Source organism: Paraburkholderia sp. RAU2J (genome assembly GCF_003634845.1).
Classification (GTDB): Bacteria; Pseudomonadota; Gammaproteobacteria; order Burkholderiales; family Burkholderiaceae; genus Paraburkholderia; species Paraburkholderia fynbosensis.
This window is the reverse complement of the sequence record NZ_RBXG01000002.1, coordinates 882699-906655: the sequence shown is the minus strand read 5'-3', so window position 1 is coordinate 906655 and position 23957 is coordinate 882699. Positions and strand designations below refer to the sequence as shown.

Annotated in this window: 20 protein-coding genes; 6 read left to right on the top strand and 14 right to left on the bottom strand. The window is 60.0% G+C overall.

From position 1 onward, the window contains the following. Positions 1-135: 135 nt before the first annotated feature. Together B0G69_RS21535 and B0G69_RS21530 are read left to right on the top strand one after the other, a co-directional pair. Entirely contained in the window at positions 136-726 is a 591-nt protein-coding gene (locus tag B0G69_RS21535) for a TetR/AcrR family transcriptional regulator (protein WP_121320831.1), read from the top strand. Positions 727-867: 141 nt separating this feature from the next. Then, a complete protein-coding gene (locus B0G69_RS21530) occupies positions 868-1191 on the top strand; it encodes a hypothetical protein (RefSeq protein ID WP_147440753.1) in 324 nt (107 codons plus the stop codon). 56 nt (positions 1192-1247) lie between these two features. Here B0G69_RS21530 and B0G69_RS21525 read toward each other — a convergent pair whose 3' ends face one another. The 4 genes from B0G69_RS21525 to B0G69_RS21510 all read right to left on the bottom strand — a co-directional run bounded on the left by B0G69_RS21525 (position 1248) and on the right by B0G69_RS21510 (position 5046). After that, the gene (locus tag B0G69_RS21525) at positions 1248-1457 is read right to left on the bottom strand and encodes a hypothetical protein (protein WP_121320827.1); all 210 of its coding nucleotides are present in this window, start codon (positions 1455-1457) and stop codon (positions 1248-1250) included. Between the two features lie 135 nt (positions 1458-1592). After that, positions 1593-1916, bottom strand: coding sequence for a hypothetical protein (locus tag B0G69_RS21520; RefSeq protein WP_121320825.1), 324 nt, complete (start codon positions 1914-1916; stop codon positions 1593-1595). A gap of 188 nt (positions 1917-2104) precedes the next feature. Next, positions 2105-3487, bottom strand: coding sequence for an undecaprenyl-phosphate glucose phosphotransferase (locus tag B0G69_RS21515; RefSeq protein WP_121320823.1), 1383 nt, complete (start codon positions 3485-3487; stop codon positions 2105-2107). Between the two features lie 41 nt (positions 3488-3528). Then, complete coding sequence (locus B0G69_RS21510) at positions 3529-5046, bottom strand: mannose-1-phosphate guanylyltransferase/mannose-6-phosphate isomerase (RefSeq protein ID WP_121320821.1); 1518 nt, start codon at positions 5044-5046, stop codon at positions 3529-3531. Positions 5047-5666: 620 nt separating this feature from the next. On the opposite strand from B0G69_RS21510, the gene B0G69_RS21505 reads away from it, so the two are divergent. Both B0G69_RS21505 and B0G69_RS21500 read left to right on the top strand, forming a co-directional pair. After that, a complete protein-coding gene (locus tag B0G69_RS21505) occupies positions 5667-6914 on the top strand; it encodes an O-antigen ligase family protein (RefSeq protein WP_121320819.1) in 1248 nt (415 codons plus the stop codon). A gap of 90 nt (positions 6915-7004) precedes the next feature. Beyond that, the gene (locus B0G69_RS21500) at positions 7005-7640 is read left to right on the top strand and encodes a phosphatase PAP2 family protein (RefSeq protein ID WP_121320817.1); all 636 of its coding nucleotides are present in this window, start codon (positions 7005-7007) and stop codon (positions 7638-7640) included. Here B0G69_RS21500 and B0G69_RS21495 read toward each other — a convergent pair. From B0G69_RS21495 to B0G69_RS21470, 6 genes are all read right to left on the bottom strand, one after another. Continuing rightward, positions 7616-8806, bottom strand: a complete 1191-nt coding sequence (locus B0G69_RS21495) for a glycosyltransferase family 4 protein (RefSeq protein WP_121320815.1) — start codon at positions 8804-8806, stop codon at positions 7616-7618. The two genes, B0G69_RS21500 and B0G69_RS21495, sit on opposite strands and share 25 nt — an antisense overlap. A gap of 51 nt (positions 8807-8857) precedes the next feature. Beyond that, positions 8858-10174, bottom strand: a complete 1317-nt coding sequence (locus B0G69_RS21490) for an oligosaccharide flippase family protein (RefSeq protein WP_121320814.1) — start codon at positions 10172-10174, stop codon at positions 8858-8860. Between the two features lie 29 nt (positions 10175-10203). Further along, complete coding sequence (locus tag B0G69_RS21485) at positions 10204-11214, bottom strand: glycosyltransferase family 2 protein (protein ID WP_121320812.1); 1011 nt, start codon at positions 11212-11214, stop codon at positions 10204-10206. A gap of 120 nt (positions 11215-11334) precedes the next feature. Continuing rightward, a complete protein-coding gene (locus B0G69_RS21480; RefSeq protein ID WP_199731311.1) occupies positions 11335-12780 on the bottom strand; it encodes a hypothetical protein in 1446 nt (481 codons plus the stop codon). A gap of 21 nt (positions 12781-12801) precedes the next feature. Next, positions 12802-13917, bottom strand: coding sequence for a glycosyltransferase family 1 protein (locus tag B0G69_RS21475; protein ID WP_121320810.1), 1116 nt, complete (start codon positions 13915-13917; stop codon positions 12802-12804). Between the two features lie 66 nt (positions 13918-13983). Then, entirely contained in the window at positions 13984-16302 is a 2319-nt protein-coding gene (locus B0G69_RS21470) for a polysaccharide biosynthesis tyrosine autokinase (RefSeq protein ID WP_199731310.1), read from the bottom strand. Positions 16303-17684: 1382 nt separating this feature from the next. On the opposite strand from B0G69_RS21470, the gene B0G69_RS21465 reads away from it, so the two are divergent. After that, complete coding sequence (locus B0G69_RS21465) at positions 17685-18605, top strand: helix-turn-helix domain-containing protein (RefSeq protein ID WP_199731390.1); 921 nt, start codon at positions 17685-17687, stop codon at positions 18603-18605. A gap of 45 nt (positions 18606-18650) precedes the next feature. Continuing rightward, positions 18651-19655 carry an ATP-grasp fold amidoligase family protein gene (locus B0G69_RS21460; protein WP_121320807.1) on the top strand — a complete coding sequence of 335 codons (1005 nt, stop codon included), beginning with the start codon at positions 18651-18653 and terminating at the stop codon, positions 19653-19655. Between the two features lie 129 nt (positions 19656-19784). Here the strand turns inward: B0G69_RS21460 and B0G69_RS21455 are convergent, their stop codons facing one another. From B0G69_RS21455 to B0G69_RS21440, 4 genes are all read right to left on the bottom strand, one after another. Then, complete coding sequence (locus B0G69_RS21455) at positions 19785-20492, bottom strand: molybdate ABC transporter substrate-binding protein (protein ID WP_121320805.1); 708 nt, start codon at positions 20490-20492, stop codon at positions 19785-19787. A 15-nt stretch (positions 20493-20507) separates the two neighbouring features. After that, entirely contained in the window at positions 20508-21191 is a 684-nt protein-coding gene (gene ligK / locus B0G69_RS21450) for a 4-carboxy-4-hydroxy-2-oxoadipate aldolase/oxaloacetate decarboxylase (RefSeq protein WP_121320803.1), read from the bottom strand. Between the two features lie 2 nt (positions 21192-21193). Next, positions 21194-22219: an amidohydrolase family protein gene (locus B0G69_RS21445; RefSeq protein ID WP_121320801.1), complete on the bottom strand. Its 1026-nt coding sequence runs from the start codon at positions 22217-22219 to the stop codon at positions 21194-21196. 80 nt (positions 22220-22299) lie between these two features. Further along, positions 22300-23649: an aromatic acid/H+ symport family MFS transporter gene (locus B0G69_RS21440; RefSeq protein ID WP_121323803.1), complete on the bottom strand. Its 1350-nt coding sequence runs from the start codon at positions 23647-23649 to the stop codon at positions 22300-22302. Positions 23650-23957: the final 308 nt, after the last annotated feature.

Below are 23957 nucleotides of genomic sequence, written 5' to 3'. Positions count from 1 at the left end.
AAGCGGCTTCGTGCCGCTGCTGACAAACGAACTATTCGAGGACCTTCCCTCATCATCATTCTGCATGTTGATCATCATGCACATTTTCAGTATTATGATCATCATGCAGATTGTCAAGTGTCGGAGAACGGAAAAATGGGCTACTCACAGGCGCAGAAGGCTGAAAGCAGGCAGCGCGTTCTGGAAACGGCGGCGCGGCAAATTCGTGAAGACGGGATCGCCGCGCTCGGCGTCGCGGACTGCATGCGCAGCGCCGGACTCACGCATGGCGCGTTCTACGGCCATTTCGATTCACGCGACGCGCTGATTGTCGAGGCGCTCGAATACGCGGTCGCGCAAAGCCGGGAACGTATCGAAGCGCTGCACACCGGAACGGGCGCGTCCAACGCAAAAGAGCCGCTGCAGGCGATTGCGGAGGCGTTTCTCGGCGAGCGTCATATCAGGAACCCCGGCAGCGGCTGCGCGTTGTGCGCGCTCGCCGGCGAGGCGCGCCATGCGAGCCCCGAAGTTCGCGAGCAGCTGACAGCCTACGTACATACGCTGGCGGCACAAATCGCCGAGACACTGGCGGGTCGAAGCAAGAGCGCGGCGCTTGGCATCGTCGCGACCATCATCGGGGCGGTGACGCTGGCGCGGGCGGTGGACGACAAGCAACTCGCGAAATCGATTCTCGCTGCATCGCTCGATCTGATCATGGCTCAGGGCGGAGATGCCGGCGCCGGGTAAAACCGTTGCGCGCCGTCTCGCACGCGTTGCCATGACGGTCGTTCAGGCAATCATCCAATCTATTCCAATGAAGCCCGCAGGATGAGCCGGTGTGTTTTTGCTTCGGTGGCGGCAACCGGCCGGGCCCTCAACGGGCCCGCGATGACAATACCGCTACGGCAGTGGCTTGCGTTGCTCTCGCGTGGTGTCGCCGCTGTGGCGACGCTGCTGCTCGCGGCGGTGCTGTTTGCGCTGGGCGCCGCCATCACACGCACACCCCTCACCGTTGCACCGATTACGCTGGTCGCGTGGCAGGTCGAACCCGGTTGCGTGGCGATGGTCATCAGCGGGATTGCTGATCGAGCATCCGGACATCACGGCACTCAACACCGCGGGCTGGGACGTGCTGACCTACATGATCCTGGTACCGAGGGGGGGTGTCTGCTCTCTGGCGTGGTTCGCGACGCTGCATCATTTGCCGCCTGAAGTGGCTTCCATCGGCATGCTACTCGTGCCGATCATGGGCAACAGGCTACGGCAACTCAGACGCCGTCGCTATCCCTGCTCAGACGCCGCGCAAGCTCGCGACCGCGTCCCGTCAGTTTGAGTGTCGAGATATCGCCGTCGTCGCGCCAGGCGATCTCGACCAGCTCATAGCGGCTCAGCGCAAGTACTTCCGCATCGAGTTCTTGCGGACGCCTTTCGGCATCGCTCAGGCGCAGCAGGGTCGCGACTTCGTGATGGGTCAGCATCGGCTACCTCGTCGGTGAATAGAGGACATGCCGACATCGTAGACACGCAGCCCGACATTCAGGCTACGGTTGTGTTGCGCAAAATTACCGCGTTACAAATGGCGAGGACGTTCGCCGCCACCGCGCAGGCTCACGCTACTTGCCGCGCGCCACCGACACCAGTTCTTTGACACGCCGTGCGATGCTCCCCAGCACACCATCGGGTCCACTCGTGGACGCCTTTCTGTGCGGCATGTTCTGCAAATCGTGCCAGTCATCGTGGAGCGAACGCGCATGACTCGCCGGTGTGAACGGCCACTCGATCACCACTGCCCGCAGGATCGCCGCACGCGGACCTTTCTCGGCCCTGTCGATATAGGCATTGATCGCCAACGCCTCTTGCCTCGCCGATTCGTGGGAATCGGTGGCAATGAAGTCGTTCAGCCCTTCGATATGGACGCACCATAACTGTTCGCTCACGTCCTGTCTCCGTATGGGTTCCTGATTGCCGACCCGCTCGCTGCGGATAACGCCCTGTTCGTCTGCGGCATTTCCGCTCAACACACCACCGATATACCGCCATTTTTATACCTGGGCCATTCGGGGCTCTGCTTTCCACAACCACAACCCGACTTCCTGTACCGTATTACTGGGGCCTCGATCTAAGATCAGTAAGCATTAGGATGATGAAGCCCCTTGAATACAGTCGCGAAAATGATTTTGACGTCCAGTGCGAATGACCAGTTGCGCAGGTAATACAAATCGTGCGCCACACGGCCCTCCATCTTTTCGATGCGATCGGTTTCACCGCGAAAGCCGTTGATCTGCGCCCATCCGGTGATGCCGGGTTTGATCCGGTAGCGGTGGATATAGCCTGACACGATGTGCTGATAGAGATCGTCGTGTTCGAGCGCGTGAGGACGCGGCCCCACCACCGACATATCGCCGCGCAGCACATTGAAGAACTGCGGCAGTTCATCGAGACTCGTGCGCCGAAGGAATCCGCCCACCTTCGTAATGCGTGGATCATCGCGTGTCGCCTGCTCCAGCAAGCCCGGCTTCTGCTCGTGCAGACGCATGGTGCGAAACTTGTAAATGCTGAAAACCCGCCCGTCCGCGCCTTTGCGGCGCTGCCTGAAGAAGACCGGGCCGGGCGAACTCAGCTTCACGGCAATCGCACAGGCGAGCAGAATCGGCGACACCGCGATCAGCGCCCCTAGCGCAAAAAACCGGTCGAACAGTTCCTTCTGCACCATTGCCTTGGGCGGTAGCGGCGACGCGGCCAGATTGATCGTCGGCAGCCCCAGCAGGTCGGTCATGCTGCCTTCGAAGAGCGCAAGCGTGCGCACATCCGGCATGAACCGGATATTGATCAGGTCGTTGCGAAACTCGTCGACGAGCCGGAGAATCGAACGCTCTTCGGTCAGCGGCAACGCCAGCCACACTTCGCCGATATTCTGCTCACGAACGTAGCGGGCAAAAGCGGCATGCTCTTCAAAGACCCTGACGGGCGCCGCGGTCGCGACTGCGCTGCCCGGGCGCAGGTTATACAACGCGTTGGCGCGAAAACCGGCGGCAGGCGACATTTCCATCTTACGAATGATCTCGTCGCAATGCTCTGCGCACGCCGCAACCGCAACCTGCTGCAAATTCAAACCCGCATTGCGCATCCGGCCGAGCAACGCATGCGTCACCATGCGCCCGGCCATCATCGCCGCACCCGAAATACCGGTCCAATACACGAACCAGAGACGCGACACGAAATCGATCCGGTGCAGCGAAAACATCAGCACCATCGCGCACGCCTGAACGAGCAGCCAGCCGAGCGCGACGTGCCCCGCGAGCGCGCGCTTGGAGCGGCCGCGCCATGACTCGTACACGCCCAGCGCCGGAAACACCGCGAGTGCAAAGGCCGCCGCGAAGGCGACGAACGCCAGATAGAAACTGCGCTGCGAGTCCGTTTCGAAGCGGATCTGCGAGGCCACGAGAGCGCCCGAGAGGATCATCGCCACGTCGAACAATCTTGCCAGTAGACCAGTAATCAATCGCATTGCAGCCCCCTAAGAGCACGCATCCGTTCGACCCGCCTGATTCAGCCGCAACGCCCATACTTGTCGTCGAATCTGACGATGTCGTCTTCGCCAAGATAGGTTCCAGACTGAACTTCGATGATCTGCAGCGGCACGCGGCCAGGATTTTCCAAACGATGACGTATGCCCAGCGGGATATACGTCGACTCGTTTTCGCCGAGAAGAAACTGTTCTTCTCCACGCGTGACGAGCGCCGTCCCGCTCACGACAACCCAATGCTCCGCGCGATGGTGATGCATCTGCAACGACAGGCGGGCGCCCGGCATCACGACGATGCGTTTGACCTGAAAGCGATCGCCGTGGTCGATCGAATCGTAAAAGCCCCACGGCCGGCGCACTTTTCGATGTGCGTCGGCTTCCGGCGATTTTTCCCGCTTGATGCGCAACACCAGTCCCTTGATGTCCTGCACGTGCGAGCGCTCCGCCACCAGCACGGCGTCGTCGGTCTCGATCACGATCAGATTGTTCGTGCCGACACAGGCAAGCAGCCGGCCGCCTTGCGAACGCGCATAGGTTGCGGTCGCGCCTTCGAACAGCACGCGCCCATTCGATGCGTTGCCGCAGTCGTCCTTTTCCATCGCCTGCCAGACCGCATCCCACGACCCGAGATCCGACCAGCCTGCGTCGAGCGGCACCACCACGCCGGCGAAAGGCGAATCAGGTTTACCTAACTGTTCCATCACGGCGTAATCGATCGAATCTGAGGGCGAGCGCAGGAATTCGGCGGCGTCGGGAATGACGCACTCGGTGGTTTTTCTCGCGCCCTGATGCGCCTGAACGCACGCAGCGTGTATCTCCGGCTGAAAACGTTCGATCATCGCAAGCCATACCGATGAACGGACCACCACCATCCCGCTGTTCCACCAGTAATTGCCCGACTCCACATACTGAGCGGCGAGTTCCGCTGCGGGCTTCTCGACGAAGCGCTCGATGCGACGTGCGCCATCGCGCAACTCGCTACCGAGCCGGATATAGCCGAAACCGGTGTCCGCGCGGTCAGGGGGAACGCCTAACGTGGCGATCGAGCCCGCTTGTGCGTGGCGCGCTGCGACGTCGATGGCGCGATGAAGCGCGTCGAGATTGGCTATCGAATGATCAGCGGGCATCACGACCAGAATGGCGTCCTGTCCATCGGCGCAAGCGGCCAATGCGGCGAGCGTAAGCGCCGGCGCGGTATCGCGGCGCGCGGGCTCCACCACGATGCGCGCGTTCACCCCGACCTCGCGCGCCTGTTCGTAAGTGGCAAAATAATGCTCGGTACCGCAGACGACGACCGGGTCGGCCGACACATCCCAGAAGCTGCTGAAGCCCGCCATGCGCCCCATCGTGGCTTGCAATAATGTCTGGTTACCGATCAGGTCGATCAACTGCTTCGGAAACTGCTCACGCGACATCGGCCACAGACGAGTCCCCGATCCCCCGGCGAGAATGACCTGCACGAGCGGCGGATAGTCCACCAGAGCCCTTTCGATCGAATCGGCATCCGTCGTTGCGTCCGTCACTGCCGTAACCTTTCCCATATAAGCTCCCTTAGCTTGATGCCGGCGCGAGAGCGCCCGCTCGATGTCCGCGCATCACGCGTGGCGACGCGAAGCGCGTCAAAGACTTCTCATGTGATTAATGACAGGACGTCTGTAACGGACGGACAGAGCCAACCAGTTCGTTGCGCGGAGGATGTACGTAGCGGCCTATCGGTCTGATTCGGCTTCTCAACGCAAGCATCGGCGCGATCGGGTCGCGGCAGATCGCGTAAAGGCAATGAAAGCGAACCGGCGTTATGCCGACAGACTGATGCCCATAGCGCCGCACTCGATGTGATCAATCATAGACAGCCCACGCTGCACCACAGCATACGTGGCGCGAACAGTGGAGATTTTGGCTCTGCTCGTGGGGCCGGATTTCTTGAGTATCTGGATGAAGCTTACGCAGCCAACACCGGCATACGCCGAGGTTGGAAATCAATGACGACACGTGGTACCGTGCAATTAACGTGCTCACGTTTGATTCCTCAAAGATACGGACACCGATGTTGTCCATGCCAGTCCGACGCTGGCTTTCCGTCTCCGACTCCATGGCGGCTGTCTCCACATGGACGAGTCTTCGGGGCCCTGTGCGCCATTTGGTTTTCCTGGGAGTCGCAATGGCTTACATATCGTTACTTGCGCTATTCCTGACTGTGACCAATCTGGTACCGGTAAGCGCGGTAGGTCTTGCCCCGCTCCTCTTATGTTCATGGCGCTTTTTCGGCAGAAGTTACCCCGCGTTTATCACGCCACTCACCTTGCTGACGCTGCTGATCGTGGTGTCGACACTGCTCTACGATCCCGCGTCGTTTCTTGAATTCGATTTTTACCGCCGCGACGGCAATTTTTTCATCTCCTATGCGCCGATCTTTGCCGGTTGCCTGTACATGCACCGCTGGGATCTGAACAAAGTGCTTCGCACGTTCTTCGTGTTTGCAGTGGTGATCAACCTGCCGCTTTACGCTTACTACATTCTTGAGAATGGCTTACTGAGCATTTTCATCCATCCCGATGCGAGCTTTGGCAGCTACTTTATTGCACGCAACGCAGCCGGCGGCTTCTTTGCGATGCTGTTCTGCCTGGGCGCCGCGTGCTATCTGCAAAGGCGCAGCAGGCTGATTCTTGCGCTGTTGGCCGCCAACGCGTTGATGCTTTTCTCCACTTATAGCCGCGGTTCGCTGCTGGGCGTTCTAGCGGCGCTGCCCTATCTCTACTTCGGCCGCAAGCGCTGGATGCTGGCCTCGCTGATAGCCAGTCTTCTCGTGGCTTCCATCGCAATGGGGCTCTACAACACGGACCCGACGGTCAACTATATGGGTTACTCCTTCACGATTCAGAATCAGGATGCGAAGGTCGCCAATCTGAGCATCCGCTACGAATGGCTGTGGCCACGCGCGCTCATGTACTTCGAACAAAGCCCGATCATCGGCCTCGGGTTCGGTTCATTCGACGACCATATCGGCAGCGTCGTCTCATACTTCCACGCCGTGGGTATTCCGTCGGACGTGTCGATCGAACATAGCGACTCGCATGCGCACAACTCCTACCTCAACTTTCTCGCGGAACTAGGCCTGGTTGGACTCGCGCTGTTACTGAGTTTTTTCTGGAAGCTGATTGAATGGAGCCAGCACGGCGCGGCGGCCGCCGCGCTGATCGGCCGGGGACAAAACTTCGCCGCGTTCCGGTTCGTCGAAATCTCGTCGGTTTGCCTGCTTGTGATGGCCGCGACCGAACATCGGCTCGTCTCGCCGTCGAACGTTCTGATCCTTTCGCTTGTCATCTCGTTGTTGCTCGCATGGCGGCCGTCCAGCGCCGTCGCGTTCGAACGGTCACCGCGCACGCCGGATGGCCCCACGCCCTCGTGAGCGATAATACGGCCGCACTCAACCAATCTGCCCGCGGGAGGCGCTCTTTTCAGCCACGCGGCAGTCAGAAAGCGACAACGAGAGGACCCTATGTGGACTGTGTTCACCAACCTGGGCGACGCCGCCATCACGTTGCCCGTGGCGGCTATTTGCGCCGGCTGGATTGCGCTATTCAATGTGCGTCTGGCACTTCGCCTGATCGGCGTACTCGCCGTTGGCGCCGCGCTCGTGGGCGCAACCAAGATCGTCTATGCCAGTTGGGGAATAGCCATTCCGGCCGATGATTTCCGCGTCATTAGCGGTCACACCATGCTGTCGACGTCCATCTGGATGGCCGCCATTGCGCTCTTGCTGAAGTGGTGGCGGCAGCCGATGCTGCCGGGCATCGTCGCGGGCATGGTGATCGGAGCGCTGACTGGTTTTTCCCGCCTCGTCGATCATTCACATACGCTGCCCGAAGTCATTTCCGGCTGGCTGCTTGGCGCGCTCATGGCGCTAGTTTTCTTGCGGGCGGTCGTCCACGTCGAGCCCGAACGATTCGGAGCCATCTGGCCCACGCTAAGCCTTCTGCTAGTCTCCACGCTCGCCTATGGTCACAAGGCGCCGCTTCAACATCTGATCGAAACACGTTCGCCGCAAATTCGCAAACACGTGCCATCCGTCATGGCCGTGCTGGGGCGGATTCGCTATCGCCTCCAGTCTTACGATGCCACGTCGGCCAGATGACGTTCGTCGACGGACTGCGGGTCTCTGACCGGATACGGAAGAAACTGCTCGACGCAGGCGTACGGAAGCCGGGACTCGATGAAATCCGTCAGTGCCGCCTTGAAGTTCTCCGTTGAAAAGCGCTCGGCATTCCGGCGGCATTGCCGGGGGTCGAACAAACCAGCATTGTTTTCAAAGCGGCCGACCGCTTCCAGCAACGACTCCAGTGTCTGCTCGCCAAAGAACACGCCTGTTGGCCGATCGAGCGGCAACCCGACGACCGTTTCAAGCGCGCCGCCCCGGCCGAATGCGATCACCGGCGTTCCGCATGCCTGCGCTTCCACCACCGAGATACCGAAGTCTTCTTCCGCCGCAAACACGAACGCGCGGGCGCGCCGTAAATGATCGACGAGAACTTCCCATGGTTGATGACCAAGAATCGTGACGTTTTCTCCCGCGCAAGATTTGATCTTCTTCATCTCAGGGCCATCGCCGATCACCACGAGCCGCCGCTCGGGCGTTTGCGAAAACGCTTGCACGATCAGATCGATGCGCTTGTACGGCACCATCCGCGACGCCGTCACGTAGAAGTCGTCCTTCTGGGTACACACCGTCATGCTGGCGAGGTCGACCGGCGGATAAATGACGGTTGCGTCGCGTTGATAGGCCTTCCTGATCCGCCGCGCAATGAACTGCGAATTCGCGACCAGGTGATCGACGCCGTTGGCCGAGCGCGAATCCCATCCGCGAATGTAATGGAGCAGCACGCGGGCCATCGCGGACTTGATGCCGGTACTCAGGTGAGACTCCCTGAGATACTGATGCTGCAAGTCCCACGCATAGCGAATGGGCGAATGAACGTAACTGACGTGGACCTGGTTCGGCCCGGTCAGTACGCCCTTCGCCACCGCATGCGAGCTGGAAATGACGAGGTCATAGCCGGACAGATCGACCTGTTCGATCGCGATCGGCATGAGCGGCAGGTAGGCGCGGTAGCGCCGCCGGGCAAAAGGCATTCTCTGAATGAACGACGTATGGACAGTCTTTCCCTTCACGCAGTCGCGGTCTTCCAGAAAATCGACAATCGTGAAGATGTCCGCGTTCGGGAAGCACTCGATGATATTTTTCAACACCTTCTCCGCGCCGCCCGAGACCACCAACCAATCGTGAACAATAGCGACTTTCACTTCGACCTCCTGTGAGATAGCAACCGGGACCTCCGCGTGCGAGGTCCTGCTTCATTCATCCTTGGCGGCGCCTGCCTGAGGCCGAAAGCCGCACGCCATTCGAACCATGCCAAACGCCCGCTCGGCGCCCGGCAACAGATTGATCAACTCAAGGCGGATCATGATGCCCATCAGCATCACAGCCAGCGCTGCTTCGCCGATCACCCGAGCAGAGGCCATCCCTACCGCACCGTATCGAGAAGCAAGAAAAAGGGCCGTCATCACATTGATCAATCCGGAAACCACACCCGTCACGGCAAGCAGCTTGTCTTTCTTTCGCGGCACGAATACATAGAACGCGACAAACTGGTTAAAAGCGGCGAAGGGGAACATCCATGCGAAGATCTGCAATACGTGCGCACTCGGTTCAAATGCGGGCCCCAGAATCAGCGGCAGCACAAATGGCGAAAGCGTGAGCGCGCCACAAAACGCCAGGAGTCCATAGCCGATCAACAAGGTGGCGCCTCGCCGGGTCGTGACATGCGCACCCTCTTTGTCGCCGAGCGCGAGCTGCCGCGATATCGTGGGAATGAACACCTGCGACGCCGGCCCCATCAGACTGAGCCCGATCGTCGCGAAACGTTCGGCCGCGCCGAAGTAGCCCACCTGGGCGGGCGTGGACAGCAGCGTCAACAGATAAGTCGACGACGCCGTGAGCACGACCGAGCCCGACGAGTAGCAAAACAGCATCGTCGAGCCTCGCACGAGAGGCACGACGCCTGCAAACCTGAGACGCGGCAAGCCCAGTTGCCAGGTCGTCAGACCGTACGAAATGATCGAGGACGCCACGCCCGCGATCAGCAGACTCGCCAGCACCCACACGGCGTCGTCGGGCCCATTGACCAGATTCAGAACCAGCACGAGACTCAGCGCGAAACCGAACACCTCGATCATGATCGGGGTTCGAAAGTGCTGGCGCCCCTGGAAAAGCCAGCCCAGATTCATCGCCGACACGATACCCAGCAGCGTGGCGAGCAAACCGATCATCGGCCGCTCCGACAGGACCGGCGAACTCATCGTCGCGACGACGCCGATACTGCCACCCAGCAATCCCATCACAAGGCGTGCGCTCACTTGCAACGAGTAGATGGAGTTGCACTCCGCCGCCGATTGCGCCTTCGACACCTCGCGCATGCCGACGAACGTGAATCCATAACCGGCGACCATCCATATCACGTTCATCAGCGACATCGACGCCAATACCCGGCCGTACTCGGCGACGCCGAGAACCCTGCCGTAGAACGGCACGACGATGATGAGATAGATGTACCTCATCAAATAACCGCCGTAGACAAACGCAATAACGTTGGCGCCCGCTCGTCTATCCATACTGCCCCCTTTCTCGCGCGTTCCGGACTTCAGCGCCCAGCCGCGCGGCGGCGGGCAAGCGGGTTGGAGATATAACGCACGACGAAGTCGGACAGCGGCGAATAAGGCACGAGGCACAAACTCGACAGCACGAGCGTGCCGAGTTTCTTCTTCACACCCCAGAACGGGTTCGCGATGATCGTATGCAAATAGGTGTGGGAGTTTCGCGTCATCCAGCGCCAGCGTGTCGGCAGGGTCGCGCGATAGACGCTCGAACAGAACGTGGCCCTTTCGTGAGAAAAGTCGTAAAAGACTGGCGGCAGTTCTATCTGCAACCGAGTGCGGGCGATATCCCTGAGTATCGCCCAGCGCAGGTTGAAGACTTTCGGCGCTTTGTTGAGCTGCTCCGAATTGGCGAACGAGACCGTCTCGCTGTGTGCGTTATGCACACGATAGCCGCCGAGCGATTTCGGCACCGTGGCAATAGGCCCCGTCAATGCCGCACCGTAGATCGCGTAGAAGTCCGCGCCGTAGCGGTTGATGCCTTCCTCCGGTATGGGAAAGAAGCGCCTCAGGGCACTCACACGATATGCATTGCCCGACGCGGGCGGCGAGGGATAAAGCCAGCCGCTCAGCAACAGCTTTCCGCAGTCGTGTGGTGGTTCGCTATGGGGTACATGGGTGCCGGTTAGCACGCTGTCGCAGTCCATCACGTCGAGGCGGAATTGCACCTTCGCCCAGTTTCCCTCCGCGAACAGGCGCATCACTTCGGAGACCGCGCTCGGATAGAGAATGTCGTCGGAATCGAGGAAGATTACATAGTCCGTTTCAAGCACGCCGATCGCATGGTTATACGCGGAGACCTGGCCGCCGTTCGTCTTGAAGACGGATGAAATACGCGTGCCGTACTGTTCAATGACCGCTCGCGAGCCGTCGGTCGAACCGTCGTCGATGACGAGCACCTCCGTTCCTGGATAGTCCTGAGCAAGCGCCGAGTCGATCGCCTCGACCAGATAGCGCGCGTAGTTGTAATTGCAAATCGCAACGGTAACGTGGTTCATGATTTCTCGACGGTATCCAAAAGTTCGATCAAGCGAAATCCGATGACCGTAAAACTGACGACACACGTGGCAAACACGACACTTCAACTGGATCGGGCATAGCCTTGCCTGATCGTATGGCTACGTGGCACGACGCAGAACTACATAAGCGAGGTGCTTCGGCGGATTGTTGCCAGCGCCGTTGACCCGATCCGGCACCTTGAATCGAACTTTCAGCCGCTGGTCGTCCCACGTCAACGCAACGTCGTCGCGGGCGCCCGCTTCGCCGGTCAGTGCATCGATAAACTCGACCCGGGTAACACGCGACGACGAAGGCGGCCCAAGCCCCGGCAAGCCGACCGTCTGCCAACCCGGGTCCGCCCTGACCTGCATCACGATGTCGCTGCCGGAAAACAAGCCGGTTCCTGCGGCGCCTGGACTGAACTGCAACGGCTTCGACAAGCTGGCGAGCGGTCCATCGACGGTTCGATGCAGTACGACCAGGCTTTGACCGGATACGTTGTAAGTCCGCTCAGGCGGACCCCGATGCGTAAGCCGGAATGGCTCATAGCCATCCCAGTGATAGATCATGGACAGATACTTGTCCTGGTCGTTCCAGTTTCTATCCAATGCCCACACGGCGAAGTCGAAGAAATAGCGCGGCAGGTAGTGCGGATCTTTCATGTACGTGTCACCTATTTCCGTTTGCCAGATTCCGCGTGCAGGACCGTTCTTCACGTACTGCTCATACAAAGGATCCAGATCGGCGACAGGAAGGTAATGCGTGTCGAGGTAATCGACCCAGTCCAGCATGCGTTCATCCAACACCGGGCTCCTGTACTCCAGCCATCGCTTGAAGTTGGAGAGCCCGCCCTGATCCGGCCAGCCGCCGTACACGACATACGCGTGGTAACCGCGGATAATTCGTGCCGCCGGAATATGAATCCGCTCGACGTAATCCTGCATCGCCCGCTCGTAGGGCTTCGCGCGCTTGCGGTCCGAACTGAAGTCCGGGCCGTGCCAGAACGAGGCCTGCGGCGAACCACCGGACAACTTGCCGGCCGCCTCGTTCCAGATCTGGAAATAACGCAGGTTGAACGGCGGCGTCGAATACTTGCGAACCACCGCGTCGACGTAGCGCGTCCACGCCTTCTCGTCGACAGGCGCCGACTTTGAATCTCCCGGCACGCTCGCATTCCACTTCGGCGTGTATGCGAGCAGCAGCAACGAGCCGATTCCGTTGCGATCATTTCGAATCAGGACCGACGGCAGATCGCTATTGAATGTGGGGCCGGTCTTGTCGATGCGCATCGCGTCTCCCGGTCCGTACTGCTGGCCAGGTCCCACCGAATCGCGTCCCCAACTGATGCCCATCGCGTGCCACATCTGAATATCGCTGGCCGATCCGGGCCAGCCGTTCGAGCCGATCAGGTCGGTAATCCGGCGAGCAGTCGCGCGATGTTTGCGCGCATCGGATACCGCCGCGAGCGCGCTCTGCGTACGCACCAGAGGTATCGTCGCGCCCGCGAGCGCCGCGAGTATGCGCAGTGCTCGCCGTCGGCCGGCACCGTTTTCGACGCGATGCATTTGCCTGCCCAGAACCATGCGTCAACTCACCGACGCGCGCGGCGTCAGGTCCGGCAAGCGCTCACCGCTGTGGCCGTAGAGAATCTCAAGCACTTTCTGCGCCGAATACTCCCAGCGAAACTCGCGAGCGTGAAGCAAGCCCTTCGTTCGGTGACGCTCCCTGAGTTCTGCGTCGCCCATCATTGTTGAAATCTTTGCGGCGATGTCGTCAGCCGACATCGCATCGCAATACATCGCGGCGTCGCCACACGCTTCGGGTATCGACGTGCGCGACGAGGCAATCACAGGACAGCCGCAGTACATCGCTTCGAGTGGCGGCAGTCCGAATCCCTCATACAACGACGGAAAAACGAGGCAACCCGCGTTCTCGTACAAAGACTTCAATTCGCCGTCCGATACGAAGCCAGCCCACAGTACCTGCTTCGAGAATGCCGGTGGCCCGTCATCGGCGCTATTGAAGATGCGCGGATTTCTACCGCCCACAATGACGAATTTGATTCCGGTGAGATGTCCGAGCTTGCCGATTGCCTCTAGCGCCCGCTGCAGGTTCTTGCGCGGATCGATACTGCCGACAATCACACAGTAAGTGTCTTTCGCAAGTCCAAGACGGCTCAATACCGCGGGATTCGACGTGACCCGGTCGAGATGGTCCGCGCCGGGCGTCACGACCGTCACGCGCGATTCATCGATTTTCAGGTGATGGCAAATGCGCGTCTTCGAGAATGCCGAGACCGTCAGAATCAGCGGCCGGGTTCGTCGCAGGCATGCGAAGCAAACCCGGTACCAGAGCCGGAATTTTCTCGAGAAGCCTTGCGGGACATCGTAGATCGACATGTCATGGACCATCACGATCTGTGCGCGCTTGAACAGCGGATTGGTATTGCACAGATTCAGGAGCGTCATGCCCCGCGCCGCGATCGGCAGCGTGATCTGCTCCCACAGCGTGCCGCGCAGCCACGGAAAACGCCGCTGGCGTGCAAGCAGCGCGCCCGGCTCGATTGCATTTTGCGGCATGAAGACTTCCAGTTCATCACCAGGGAGCGCGCGCATCTGCATCGCTCTCGTGAGTTCATAGGCGACCCGCTGAACGCCGGTGACGGGCTGGGAAGTGAACTTTCCGTTGATTGCAAAGGTCATCGGGTGCTCCGTTTAACGCCGTCACGAGATTACGCTGGCTGCCATTTGCCTGAGCCCAGAGCGAGATCAATGCACTGCTTCCGGCTCGCCGGCATCGCTGGCGTAATTCGTCGCGTAGCCGTAATTCCGTGTACTTCGCCGCAGCGGGATGCCGTTGAAGACCGCGCCGGCAATGCGTCCCTCGGCGCGCTCCATCTTCTTGATCGTGTCGGCGATCTCCTCCTCGCTCTGCATGCCCGAACGCAGGACCAGCAACGACGCGCCCGCTTCACTCGCGATGATGGAAGCGTCCGTGACCGCGAGAAACGGAGGCGTGTCGATGATCACCAGATCGAACTGACCCGCGAGCCGCTCCAGCACATCCTTGAAGCGCGGTTTCATCAGCAGTGCGGCGGGATTCTCCGGACGCAAGCCACAGGACAGGAACGTCAGGCCCTCGACGCTCGTCTGCCGCAATGCGCTGCGCAAAGGCATTCGCTCCGCGAGCACTTCCGAGAGTCCGCCACGATTGCTGCCGTTGAACAACGACGCGAGATGTCCGCGCCGCATATCGGCGTCGATCAGCACGACACGCGTGCCGATCTCCGCATGCAGAATCGCGAGGTTTGCGGCAATAAAGCTCTTTCCCGCCGAAGGCGTCGGCCCAATGACCATCAGGACGTGATTGCGCGCGCGTGCAAGATCGCGCGTCACCGCGGTGCGCACGTTGCGAAGCGCCTCGACCGACGTATCGTGCGGAAAACGTGAAGCCAGAGCCCGGCTGATGTCGCCATCGAGCAAGGCCGCCGCACCGTGAAACTGAATATCGGGCGAGCCTTTCTGGAATGGCAGATTGCTTCGCCCCGCCAGACCCGGTAGTAATTTTCGGCCCACGCCGGCAGACAGGCGATCGAGCAACAGCTGCTGCTGGCTGAACAGGATCTCGCCGAAGACCGGTACGCTCATGCGGCGCTCGACGTATTTGGGGTCGGTCACGCCGGTCATCACATGGCGGCGCATGAAGACCAGCGTGACGCCGGAGACGAGCCCGAGTATCAAGGCCCCTCCAAGCACCAGCACGGGCTGCGGCTTGACCGGACGATGAGGCCTGATAGCCCGGTCGACGATATGCGCGCCGCCCGTGGTACTGGCGCGCCGAACCTGCAATTGCTCCGCTTTCTGAACCATCCCCATATAGACCGTTTCCGCCACCTTCTGCGCGCGGAGCAGATCGACGCTTTCACGCTCGGATGACGGCATGCCGTTGAAATGACCGTTGAATTTCTCTTGCGCGTCCTTTAATTGTGCCAGTTGCGTGTCGATGTTCTGGATCCAGCGGCTGCCAACGGTATAACGGTCGAGGAGTTGCGTACGCTGCAGTTGCAGGGACGCAATCTGCCTGTCGAGGTCGAGGCCGCCCTGAAGATACGCTTGCGCCTCGGCCGTCGGTTGCATCGACTGTGCATTCGCGCGGAAATGCTTGAGATTGTCCTCGGCTTTCCTGAGGTCCGCGAGCAAGCGCGGAAGTTCTCCGTTAATGAAGGCGAGCGTGGTCGTGTCATTGAGTTGCCGGCTGGTAATGGCAGAGGCCAGGTATTGCTGGCCCACAGCATTGGCGACTTCCGTGGCCTTATCCGCGCTTTTATCCATATACTCTATCTGCATCAGACCCGAGTCTTTTGCCTTGTCGCTAACCTTGACCAAGTCCTCAAAGCGCTTGACCGCGTCGAGTTCATTCCACCGAATGACCTCGAATTTCGTGCCGGGCCGCGCTTCCAGCTGCTTCACGAGCATCGAGACGCCGTTGTCCATTGCCGGCGTGCCCACTATGCCTCTGACGAGTAACTGATCCGACGGTCCGCGCAACTCGTACGCGCCATCTGCGAGGGCGATCAAGGTGAGCTTTTCTTCCTCGAGTTCTCGCGGCACATCCAGAGCGCCAATCTGAATACGCTCGCCACCCCACGCAAAGGACTTCAACCCAAACCACGGCGCCGCCGGCCGACCGGGAGTCGCAAACTTCTCGGCGATGGCACCCAGAACCGGAATCTTGTGCGGCGTCACCGACACGTCGAAGCGGAACCGGTCGATCACCGGGTCGAGCACCGAGCGGCTATGCATGATGGCCATTTCGGTCGCTGGCGCCGGCGCAGGCGGCGCAAGCATTTCCTGATTCTGCAAGGCCAGGCCGAGCGCATTCGGCTCCGGCGGGTCCACGCGCAGGAGGACATCGGCCGAGTAGATCGGTGTCGCGATAAGTAGATATGCCACAGCCAGTGTCAGAACGACCACCGTCGTGACCACGATTTCCCAGATGTGGTCGCGCATCAACGTGAGCATCCCACGCGCGCTGAGTTGGCCACGTTCGGTGCTGGCAGAGAGCGAATTCTGAGGGTAGTAATCCACCGGTTTGATCCTTCCATGTTCGATGGGCAGAGTAATGATTCGATGCTGCTCTGCTGCACCACCAGTTCGCGTTCTGAAACCGCCGCCGGACGACGTGGGTAAGTGCATTGCCCGGCAGCACCTCGACGTGACGTGCTGCGTTAGATTGGCTCGGAGAGCTGCGTTCCGGACCGCGCGAACGACGGATGACAGTGCTGCGTACTACATATCATCGGCGTCTTTACTACCTCAGCTGCAACGCCCTCTCCCCACCACGATCTCAACGAATTAAAAATCCTCCAAGATATTCGTGCTACGAAAAACTATTCTGTAATGGACCCTGAAAAACTGATGTATTGAGATTGTTATGGTCACTGGCTGCCGCTACTTCATAAAACAGGAATAGGGGCTCGCGGCATTGACGATGCCAACCTCCAACTGCACAGGTAGTTCGAGAGAACGCCTTGCGATCCAATGGCTCACGTCTGGCGTGATGGCCTCTTCGCCAATCAGACGCTCGCCCGGCAAGGTCGATCTTCATGTATGAGAACGCCGGATCATCCAACCATATGTCACGATCGCCACGAGCGCCAGCCGCGGCGCGATCAACGCCAGCACCGCACCCCTGCGGGCACGGTGGTACATGATCGCGCGTCAGCCTACTCGCGCAATGCTTCGACCCGACACAAATCCAGCGGTCCATGGAGGACGGTAATTGGACATATCCTCGCCGAAGCACGGCGATGGCGCGTTAAAGCACATACGCATGTTGCGGAGTCGGAAATCGGCTCATTCAGGCCGCCAATTTCTCTCTTGATGCTGCAGTGAAGCATAGCCTGCTTAAAAAGCGGCAATTCGTCATCGGCATAAATTCGGGTGTTAATGGCCGATTATGCAGAGGGGATTACAAATGCAGGGCTATTGCAGAAAGGCTTGTTGCTATCTGCAATTAATGTAACAGAGTTATACGGGTCAGTGCATATGCCGTAACGAACCGGCTCCGCAATTCATGTACACAAATTGTCTATCCGCGTGCACCTGCCGCTCGGCAGCCCTTGTGTCATCGAGTGAAAGCGCGCCTGGGAGGAAGCGCTATTCACAAGATCCTTGCGTATTAGTTACGGAAAATGTTTCTCGCGGGAATACATATTAGAACGCTTTGCCTTCCATTGCGAGGTAAGAATTTCCCTCGCCATGACTATTACGCCAAAACACCCGCGAACGCCAGCCAAGTTCGTCGTGGAAATTTCGATGCGTTAATCTCGCTACTCAGGGTGATTAGCCTGTGCAGAGAACTCAGCCTGATGACTTCCACCGATTGTCTTACGTCGGACGTGAATAAGCGTCGGAATGGACGGAATGCGATGAAACACATTGGCCTTCTGGTTTTTCAGCACTGTTCGATGGCAACCACAGGAGCTATCGGCGACATATTTCGGCTTGCCAACGAGTTCGAGAAAGCCAGGGGCAAGGAACCGCCATATCGACTATCCGTGTTGTCCGATGCGGGGGGGCTGGTAACCAGTTCGTCCAGCATCTCGATCTGGACGCAAAGCCTGCCGCGTTATAGCCTCGCCGATTTCCACGCGTTCTTCGTAGCGTGCCGGGACGCGACCGAGACCGCGGAATCCAATGACCGCTTTCTTTCGTGGATCTCGCTTCAGGGGTCCATTGCATCGTTTCGTGTGCAGCAAGGCGCGAATCTGGCCGTCGTCTGCAGGAATCCATTGCAATCGACTGTGCCCATATTTCTATTCGATGACAGCGGCAGCACTCGCGACGGCGGCGGTGTGAAACCCACCGACCTGGCACTTTCCCAGATCGAGCGCGACCTGGGTTCAGATACCGCGCGAAAGATCGGCCGCATTCTGCATACAGGCTACACAGAGCAGAACAAGTCGGAGCTGGACGATGCAAGCGTCACCACGACCACCGAAAAAGTCCGCGAGTCGGCACGCTGGATCAAGGAGAACTACAGTAAGGCGATCTCAGTCGCTCAGGCGGCCGAGTCCGCGGCCATGAGCAAGCGCAATTTTCAGCGCCGCTTTAAATGCGAATTCGGTATGACGCCACTCGAGTATCTGTTGCGTACACGCTTCGAGATCGTATCCGCGATGTTGAGAAACACCGATTTGCCTGTCGACAAGATTGCGCGGCGCTGTGGCATGGGCGACGGCAATCGTTTGGGGCGACTGTTCAAGGAACGGTATGGGATGTCGCCCACGCAATTTCGCGCCCGGCAACATTTCGAATCCGAAGAGCGATATCTGGCGCGCGAGGAAAACTGGAATACCTCTACTGAGATTGTGCGAGAAGCCCCTTAGGACTTTCAATACCGCTTCGCGGTGCCGCCAGTTACGGATGGAAACATGACAACGATAAAGTCCGCACAGTTCGACGGGGATGCCGCTGCATCCGTTGCAAGGCATCAGGGAGTCGTGTTGTCCGAAGATATACCGGTCGACGTGCCACCCGTATTGGCCGATCCGTATCGGTTGCCTCAGCACCCCGTCTCGACGATCAGAAGACTCAAGGAAGCGGCGAAGTCCTTTCTGCCCGACTCTCTTTTCCTGAGTCTGTTGCATCATAAATGTATTGGCCGCTATCCTAATCTGCGTCGCCCTGCCACTTTCAACGAGAAGATCCTGCAACGCAGTCTCAGGCCGGATCCTCGCTACATCGGCTTGACCGACAAACTTCTGGTTCGCGAATACATCGCCAGCAAGATAGGGGCGAAGCATCTGATACCTCTAGTCGCAGCGCCGGATGTGTTCACACGCGAAGTATTCGACGCGCTTCCGAGTGCATTCGTGATGAAGGCGAATCACGGCAGCAGCTTCGTCGAGGTGGTGAGAAACAAGTCGGAAACATCGTTCGAAGAACTGCAGCGTCGCGCCGAGCAGTGGCTGGCAATCGACTTTTACAGCATTGCGCGAGAGCGGCACTATCGCACCATCGAGCCGCGTATCTTCTTCGAGCATCTGCTTCTCGATGCACGCGGCCAGATACCGGCAGACTTCAAGGTGCATTGTTTTGGTGGTCGGCAGGGACCGCCGATCATCTACATACTGGTGATATCGGACAGATTCGGAAACGCGACGCATGGCGACGTGTACGACATCAACTGGAATCACCTCGACGTCGAGATCGGCTTTTACAAGCGGAGTGCCGCGCCGGCACCTCGCCCGGCAAACCTGGAAGCGGTACTGGACACCGCGATCGCTCTCTCTGAAGACTTCGACTATGTCCGCGTGGACCTGTACGCACCCGATAACCTGGTCTACTTCGGCGAACTGACGTTCACACCCGGCGCGGGCGTATTACCATTCACGCCGGACAGGATCGACTACGAGTGGGGAAAGCTGCTGGCGTGAGTAGGCGGCAAATAGAGATCACAAGTCCTGCGGCGCAAAGGGAAAGCCGTTGCCATGGAGCGCTCAAACGGGCGCGTAACCGCCCCTTCGGCCGCACTTCGCGCAAGCCCGAACCACCTTCTACTGCGATCAAGCGGGCTCCATCCCGTTCTCCAACTTGGCGCCGTCGGCTTCGCGCGACGTCAGAAACGCCAGCAGCGCCTGCGCGGCCTCGCGCTGGGGCGTCGCGGCGCAGATCGCGGCCGCAAAGACGGTGATGGATTGCGCCTCGGGCGGCAATGCGCCGACCACGTCGATGCCCGGCAAGTGGATCAATTCGCTCAGTTGCTGAAAACCCAGCGCGACCTCGCCCCGAGCGACCAATACCCCCACCGGGACACCGGGCGGCGCCTGCACGGTGCGTGGAGCAATGGTTTCCGCTATGCCCCAACGCTCGAACAACCGGTTCAGATGCGCTCCGCTAGGACCCGTCGAGTAGCCGATGCTGCGTGCGCTCAGGATGGCGTCGCGCAGCGCCGCTTCGGTACTGACGTCCGGCCGCCGTTGCCCTGCCGCCACCGCAATGGCAATGCCCGAGCGCGCAAGTGCCACCCGGCTTGCCGGATCGACGCGGCCGGCTGCCGCCAACCGGTCGAGCGCGTCCACCGCCAGCACGACGATATCGAATGCTTCGCCTTCCTGAACACGCCTCGCCGCATCGACACCGCCGACCGACTCAATCGCAACCGGCTGCCCCGCCAAACGTTCGTATGCGACGGCGAGTTCGGCCAGTACCTGGCGCGTAGCCATCGACGAGATGCCGGTGATCGGCGTGCGCACGGTTTGACCGCTGACCATCTTTTGCCGCCCTCTTCAGTCTTTGTAACGCAATCCGGCCTGTTCCAGCGGCCCGCGCATGTTGTACATGTCCAGACCCAGCACGCCAGCGGCCAGCTTCGCGCGCTTCCCGGCTTCGTTCGCTTCGCGTGCAGCCGCTTTTTCGAGCACCAATTGCGCCGACGCCGCGGGCACCACCGCGACGCCGTCGTCATCCGCGACGACAACATCGCCCGGCGTGACCAGCGCACCCGCGCACACCACGGGGATGTTTACCGAACCGAGCGTCGCCTTGACCGTGCCTTTCGCGGAAATCGCCTTGCTCCAGACCGGGAAGTTCATCTCCGTCAGCACGCTCACGTCGCGCACGCCGGCGTCGATGATCAACGCGTGAGCGCCGCGCGCCTTGAAGCTCGTCGCCAGCAGGTCGCCGAAATAGCCATCGGTGCAGTCCGTGGTCACTGCGGCTACGACGACGTCGCCCGGCCGGATCTGCTCGGCCGCGACGTGCAGCATCCAGTTATCGCCCGGCTGCAGCAGCACGGTGACCGCGGTGCCGCTGGCGCGCGCGCCGACATAGATCGGCCGCATGTACGGCTTCAAGAGACCCGTGCGTCCCATTGCCTCGTGCACGGTTGCCGAGCCGAGCGCACCGAGTTTCCCGGCAACATCCGCGTCCGCGCGCGCGATGTTGCGATAGACGACTCCAAGTTCATACATGATTACTGTCCCTTCGCTTTAAGCAACGCATCCAGACGCGGATAGACTCGCCGCGCATTTCCTTCGTAGATCTTGTGACGCTCTTCCGCATCGACATGCGCCGCTTCGATATAGCGTTTCGTGTCGTCGAAATAGTGGCCCGTCTCGGGATCGATGCCACGCACCGCGCCAATCATTTCGCTCGCGAACAGAATGTTGTCGACGGGGATCACGCGGGTGAGCAGATCGATACCCGGCTGATGATAGACGCAGGTGTCGAAGAAAATGTTGTTGAGCAGATGTTCCTTCAGCAACGGCTTTTTCAGCTCCTGTGCGAGTCCGCGGAAACGCCCCCAGTGATAGGGCACCGCGCCGCCGCCGTGCGGAATCACAAAACGCAGCGTCGGAAAATCGCGGAACAGGTCCGACGTCAGGCACTGCATGAAGGCCGTCGTATCCGCGTTCAGGTAGTGCGAGCCGGTGGTGTGAAAGCACGCGTTGCAGCTCGTGCTCACGTGGACCATCGCCGGAATATCGTATTCGACCATCTTCTCGTAGATCGGATACCAGTAGCGTTCCGACAGCGGCGGGCTGGTCCAGTGACCGCCCGACGGATCGGGATTGAGATTGATCGCCACGTTGCCGTACTGCTCGACGCACTTGACCAGTTCCGGAATACACGTGGCGGTGTCGACGCCCGGGCTTTGCGGCAACATCGCCGCCGGCACGAAGTGCTCGGGAAAGAGTTGGCTCACCCGATAGCACAACTCATTGCAGATGGCGGCCCACGTACTGGAGATCTGCGCGTCGCCGATGTGATGCGCCATGAAACTCGCACGCGGGCTGAAGATCGTCAGATCGAGGCCGCGCTCGCGCATCAGCTTCAACTGGTTGCTTTCGATCGAATCGCGCAGCTCGTCGTCGCTGATCCGCAATTCCGAGGCTTTCGGCATCTCGGACGGGTTATTGATGCCCGCGATCTGGCGGTTGCGCCACGACTCCAACGCTTTCGGCGCGGTAGTGTAGTGGCCGTGAATGTCGATAATCACGGTCTCTCCTCAGAAAATTGATTCGACCAGCGACGCGCCACGACAAAACTCGCGCGCGCCGCGTTTCCTTGCCATGTCACTCAGTGCGCGGTATTCGGGCTTGCCGTCGTCTCGCCGGCGCTCACGCGCTGACTCGCGAGAATGGCGATCGCGGCCAGTGTAGCGGGGATCGCGAGCATCGCGAGAATCGCGCCGAACTCCCAGCCGAACCCGAGCAGCGCACCGCCGATCGCCGAGCCGAAGATGCTGCCGAAGCGGCCCATGCCGAGCATCCAGCTCACGCCAGTTGCACGCGCCACGGTCGGATAGCGGCCTGGCGCATACGCGTTCAGACCGGTTTGCGCGCCGCTCATGCAGAAGCCCGCAGCAAACACCAGCAATGCCAGCGATGAAGACAATGCGCCGATATAGCCCAACCCGAGCACGCACAGACCACCGCCCAGGTAAGCCGCGCTGATCACCGGCGCGGGCCGGACCTTGTCCATCACCCAGCCGACCAGAACCGCGCCGACCGTGCCGCCGATCTGGAACATCGCCGTGATGTTGGCCGCCGCGGTGACGGTGAGACCCGCGTCCTTCATCAGCGTGGGCAGCCAGCCGGTCAACAGATAGATCACGAGCAGGCCCATGAAATACGTGACCCACAGCGCGAGCGTCATCGAACCATAGCCTTGCGAGAACAGCACACCGATCGGCTTGCGCGTCGGCAGCGGCGGTTCGCTCGAAACGAACACTTCGTCACCGGCAAAGCGCGCGCCGCACACGCGGCCGAGCACCGCGCCGATACGCTTGGGCGATGCGCCACGCACGGCCAGCAAACGGGCCGATTCCGGCAGCAGCCAGATCTGGAACGGGATCAACAGCAACGGCAGCGCACCGCCGAAAATCAGTACCGAGCGCCAGCCGTGAATCGGAATCAGCCAGCCGGCAGCGAAGCCGATCAACGCCGAGCCGAGGTTGAAGCCCGTGAACATGATCGTGATCAGCAATGCGCGCTTGCGTTGCGGTGCGTACTCGGACAGCAGCGTCGTCGAGTTAGGCATCGCGGCACCAAGACCGATGCCGGTCAGTAGTCGCAACAGCGCCATCGCGGTCGGCGTTTGCGTGAACGCGGTAGCAATCGTGAAGATGCCGAATAGAAACACCGACGTAATCAGCACCCACTTGCGCCCGATGCGATCCGACGCCGGTCCCGCTGTCAGTGCGCCGATCACCAGACCGATCGGCGCCGCACTCATCACGAGGCCGAATGCGGGGCGCGAAATGCCCCAGTCGTGAATGATGGAAGGCGCGATGAATCCCATGATGGCGACGTCCATGCCGTCGGCCGTCACGATCAGAAAGCACAGCGCGACCAATAGCCACTGGTAGGCCGAGATCGACCGTTCGTCGATGAACGCCTTGATATCAATTCTCTTACCGCTCGTCATTGCGCTTGTCATTGCGCTTGTCATTGCGCTCGTCATTCCGCTTGTCATCAGATTTCTCCTGTCTCCTTTACTGGTTTTATCGCGCGGCCGAAGCTCGTGGCTTCGCGCTCTCGTTAATCGCGCTTGCCGTCATGTCGGTGCCTTGCCTACCTTCCTCAAATGATCCGGTCTGAAGGTAGCGGTTCGGGCTCCGGCGTCAAAAGGGCGGGTTAACCAGATGTGTGAATGGAGTATTCGGGTTTTGGTTGTTCCGCATAGCATCGCCGGAAACCGAGAAACGCCCTCATAAGCCCTTTGAATAAGGCTCG